Annotated in this window: 4 protein-coding genes; all 4 read left to right on the top strand. The window is 62.0% G+C overall.

From position 1 onward, the window contains the following. On the top strand, nucleotides 1-391 hold a 391-nt coding region (locus VEJ16_07130; protein HYB09426.1), incomplete at its 5' end, for a putative dsRNA-binding protein. Then, a complete protein-coding gene (gene era, locus VEJ16_07125) occupies nucleotides 384-1,301 on the top strand; it encodes a GTPase Era (protein ID HYB09425.1) in 918 nt (305 codons plus the stop codon). The genes VEJ16_07130 and era, both read left to right, overlap by 8 nt. A 248-nt stretch (nucleotides 1,302-1,549) precedes the next feature. Then, nucleotides 1,550-2,332, top strand: a complete 783-nt coding sequence (recO, locus tag VEJ16_07120; protein HYB09424.1) for a DNA repair protein RecO — start codon at nucleotides 1,550-1,552, stop codon at nucleotides 2,330-2,332. Nucleotides 2,333-2,380: 48 nt separating this feature from the next. Continuing rightward, the gene (parC, locus tag VEJ16_07115) at nucleotides 2,381-4,609 is read left to right on the top strand and encodes a DNA topoisomerase IV subunit A (protein ID HYB09423.1); all 2,229 of its coding nucleotides are present in this window, start codon (nucleotides 2,381-2,383) and stop codon (nucleotides 4,607-4,609) included. Nucleotides 4,610-4,840 lie beyond the last annotated feature (231 nt).

The raw sequence follows: 4,840 nt of genomic DNA, 5'->3' as shown, positions 1-4,840 counted from the left end.
GAAAGGCGAGTCGGACGCCGGAAGCCGAAAGAGCCCGACCCTCCTTGCCGATGCTTGCGAGGCTGTAATTGCAGCACTCTATCTCGACGGTGGACTCGCCGTGGCGCGCCCCTTCATCGAGCGCTATTGGAATCCGCTTGTGGACGAATCCGCAACCCCGCCCCGCGACGCCAAAACCGCCCTTCAGGAATGGGCCCAGGGCCACGGGCTGCCGCTGCCGAGCTATAAGACCGTAGCCATTGAAGGACCGTCGCACGAACCGCGATTCACCATCGCGGTCTCGGTCACGGGCCGCGCACCCGTAGAGGCCCAGGGCCGCTCCAAGCGTGCCGCGGAACAAGCCGCCGCCAAACTCCTCCTGGCCCATGTGCAGGACGAGAAGCGTGGCTGAAACCGTCGACGATGCTGCCGGGCGCCGCTGCGGCTTCGTTGCCCTGATCGGCCGGCCGAATGTCGGCAAATCCACCCTCACGAACGCGCTCGTGGGTGCCAAGATATCGATCGTCACGCCCAAGGTGCAGACTACCCGCACGCGAATCATCGGCATCGCCATCGTTGGCGCCACGCAGCTCGTTCTCGTGGACACGCCGGGAATCTTCACGCCGAAGCGCCGACTCGACCGCGCCATGATCGCGGCCGCCTGGAAAGGGGCTCACGACGCGGATGTGATCGCAGTCCTGGTCGATGCCGCGAGGGGCTACGACGAAGATACGCGCCGCATTCTCGATGGTCTCAAGCGCGGCAATCGGCAGGCGATCCTCGTGCTCAATAAGATCGATCGGGTCGAAAAGCCGCTTCTCCTTGAACTCGCGGCACGCCTGAATGCTGACGGTGCCTTCACAGACACGTTCATGATTTCCGCCCTCAATGGCGACGGGGTCGAGGACCTGCGCGCAGCGCTCGTGGCGAGGATGCCGCCCGGCGCCTGGCTCTACCCCGAGGACCAGCTTTCCGACTTGCCGACCCGCCTCCTCGCCGCCGAGCTCGTGCGAGAGCAGGTTTTCCTCCAGCTCCATCAGGAGCTTCCCTATGCAAGTGCCGTCGACGTCGAATCTTGGGAGGAGCACGGCGACGGGAGTGCGCGAGTGTCCGCGGTGATCTATGTCCAACGCGAAAGCCACAGGCCGATCGTGCTCGGGAAGGGTGGCGCGCGCATCAAAGCGATCGGCAGTGCGGCGCGCAAAGAGCTCGAATCGCTCATCGGCCGCCGCGCGCATCTCGTCCTTCACGTCAAGGTAGAGGAGAATTGGGCGGATCGGCCCGAGCACTATCGCACGATAGGGCTCGAATTCGATGTGTGACGGGCCCACGATGACACCTATGAGATCGCCAACGCGGACAATATTCCAAAGCATTGATGCGGAACTCTATCCGCAGGCGCGGGACGGTCAGGATCGTTGCTGCGCACACAGGGTGCTCGAGTGCACTTTGGCGCTGATCGATTGCGCGGCCCGACCGTATTCCATTCCCCGACGCGTTGGGCTCGTTGAACAATGTGCGCGCCAACCAAAATATAGTCACTCAAACCGTTGTGGGCTAAACCAGAGCCATGGAATGGACCGACGAGGGAATCGTCCTGGCCGCGCGCAAGCACGGCGAAAGGGCTTTGATCTTGCAGCTCCTGACGCGTGAGCACGGTCGTCATGCCGGCCTCGTCCATGGGGGGGCGAGTGCCGGCAAGCGAGGCGCACTTCAACCAGGCAGCCGCTTGCAAGCCACGTGGCGGGCTCGACTTGCAGACCACCTAGGATATTTTTCTTGCGAACAGCTCCATAATGGTGCGGCGGCATTGCTCGACGACCCGCTGCGCCTTGCGGCATTAGCGTCTGCCTGCGCCGTTGCGGAACTCGCCTTACCCGAGCGCGAACCGCATCCCACGATCTTCGCTGCCATTTCGGCACTCGTGGCCGCGCTCGAATCGAGCGACCGCATTACGGGTTGGGGCCGGGCGGTCGTCGCTTGGGAGTTGGGCCTTCTCGGCGAGCTCGGTTTTGGCCTCGACCTGACCAAGTGTGCAGCTACCGGGCGCAACGACGAGCTTGCCTTTGTCTCTCCGCGTACCGGCCGCGCCGTCTCGCTCTCCGCCGGGGAGGCCTACCGGGACAGGCTCTTGGCGCTGCCGGGATTTCTCATCGATAGTGCGGCCACGCCGAGCGATGGCGATATCGCCGAAGCCTTGGCGCTCACCGGACACTTCCTCGAACGCCACGTCTTTGCGGCATTTCATCGCCAGCCGCCAGCAAGCCGCTCCTATTTCCTCGATCAGCTCAGCCGCACTCTGCGCTCTCGGGATAGCAAGAGGTCAAGGCCATCGATGCCGCCAAGCAGTTGACGGAGATTGCGGCTCAGCTACTATATCTAGGGTCCCAATGAGGTTTCGATGGCAGATTTAACTTTGGCCGGCGAGGTTCGTCCGGCCCCGTTTTCGGACGCGCTCTCGGAGCGTTACCTCTCCTACGCGCTCTCGACGATCATGTCGCGCTCGCTACCGGACGTACGCGATGGCCTGAAGCCAGTACATCGGCGCCTGCTCTACGCGATGCGTCAGCTCCGGCTGGATCCGGATCAGGGCTTCAAGAAATGTGCGCGCATCGTTGGCGATGTCATGGGGAAGTACCATCCGCACGGCGATGCCGCGATCTACGACGCGCTCGTGCGCTTGGCGCAGGAATTCGCTGCGCGCTATCCCCTCGTCGACGGGCAAGGCAATTTCGGGAACGTCGACGGCGATAACGCCGCCGCGATGCGATACACGGAAGCACGGATGACGGCGGTCGCGGAATTGCTCCTCGAAGGGATCGATGAGGATGCCGTCGGTTTCCGCCAGACCTACGATGGCGAGAACGAAGAGCCCATCGTCCTGCCCGCGAATTTCCCGAACCTGCTTGCCAATGGCGCTCAGGGAATCGCCGTCGGCATGGCGACGAGCATTCCGCCTCACAATATCGGCGAACTTTGCGACTCCCTCGTCCACTTGATCGGACATCCCGAGGCGCGCATCGACACGCTGGTCCGGCTCGTTCCTGGGCCGGATTTCCCGACTGGTGGCATCCTCGTCGAACCGCGCGAGAATATTGTCGAAGCTTACGCAAGCGGGCGAGGCAGCTTCCGTCTGCGGGCGCGGTGGGAGGTGGAGAAACTCAAGGGCGGTATCTATCAGGTCGTCGTCACGGAGATCCCTTATCAGGTGCAGAAGGCGCGGCTCATCGAGCGGATCGCCGAACTTCTGCAGCAAAAAAAACTCGCTCTTCTCGCCGACGTGCGGGACGAGTCGACCGACGAAGTACGCCTCGTGCTCGAACCCAAGAGCCGCAATGTCGATCCCGCGGTGCTGATGGAAACGCTCTTCCGCCAAACCGAGCTAGAGACGCGCATTGGCCTCAACATGAACGTGCTCGACGGCGGGTTAGCGCCTCGTGTGATGAACCTCCGCGAGGTCTTGCGCGCCTATCTCGATCATCGCCACGACGTGCTCGTTCGCCGCTCGAAATTCCGCCTCGGCAAGATCGAGGAAAGGCTCGAGATCCTCGAGGGCTTCCGCATCGCATATCTCAATATCGACGCCGTAATCCGCATCATCCGCGAGGAGGACGACCCAAAGGCAAAGATGATGCGCAAGTGGAAGCTCACCGATAATCAGGTCGAGGCGATTCTCAACATGCGCCTGCGCGCGTTGCGCAAGCTCGAAGAGATTTCGATCGCCGAAGAGCACAAAAAACTCTCGGCGGAACGCGCCGAGATCAAGGGCCTCCTCAGGGACGAAAGCAAGCGCTGGAAACGACTTGGCGAGGAGGTGCGCGCGCTCAAGGCGAAGTTCGGTCCGAAATCTCCGCTCGGCAAACGGCGCACTGAGATCGGCTCGGCCCCCGAGGTCGAGGACGTTCCGCTCGAAGCCTACGTCGAGCGTGAGCCCATCACGGTGATCTGCTCCGATAAGGGCTGGATAAGGAGTGTGAAGGGTCACCTCGCCGACATGGCCGACCTTAAATATAAGGAGGGTGACCGGCACAGGTTTGCCATCCACGCCGAGACGACCGACAAGCTTCTCGTCTTCGCAACCAACGGTCGCTTCTACACGCTCACATGCGACAAGTTGCCGGGCGGCCGGGGCTTCGGCGAACCCCTCAGCCTGATGATCGAATTTGGCAACGACCAAGGGCTCGTGCATATGCGGGTTTACAAGGCGGATGAGAAGTTCATCGTCGCGGCGAGCGACGGGCGCGGCTTCGTCGTCAAGGCCGAGGACGTGTTGGCCCAAACGCGTGCCGGCAAGCAGGTGCTCAATGTCGGAGGCGACGTGGAGGCGGCGGCCTGCGCGCCGGTCAGCGGCGACTGGGTTGCGGTCCTCGGCGAAAACCGAAAGCTTGTCCTCTTCAAGCTCGACGAAGTGCCGGAGATGAGCCGCGGCCGCGGCGTCATTTTGCAGAAATACAAGGATGGCGGTCTGTCGGATGTGAAGTCCTTTGCAATGGCGGAAGGCTTGACATGCCGCACCGGCGACCGGACGCGCACCTTCTCCAAGGTCGAACTCGGCGATTGGGTTGGCCAACGCGCGCAAGCCGGACGTCTCCCCCCGAATGGCTTCCCCCGCTCGCGCAAATTCGACTGATTTTTGCCGCATCCCGATTGCCGGTGTTTCTGGCGCGGAATACATGGTGATGCGAAAGGAGTCGGTCTCGCAAACACGTGAAATTGGTCGAGCCCACGTCCATGAAATGCGCTGACTTTTCATGATTGGCTATGAGAAGGGACGTTACGTCGTTTGCGTGTTTTGAGCGGTCTTTGCACTTGCCACGCGATGATATTCGGCTACTACAAGGAAAGAAGGAGTAGCCGAAAT

Source organism: Alphaproteobacteria bacterium (assembly GCA_035625915.1).
In the GTDB taxonomy this organism is placed as follows: Bacteria; Pseudomonadota; Alphaproteobacteria; order JACZXZ01; family JACZXZ01; genus DATDHA01.
This window is presented reverse-complemented; position numbering and strand designations above follow the sequence as displayed.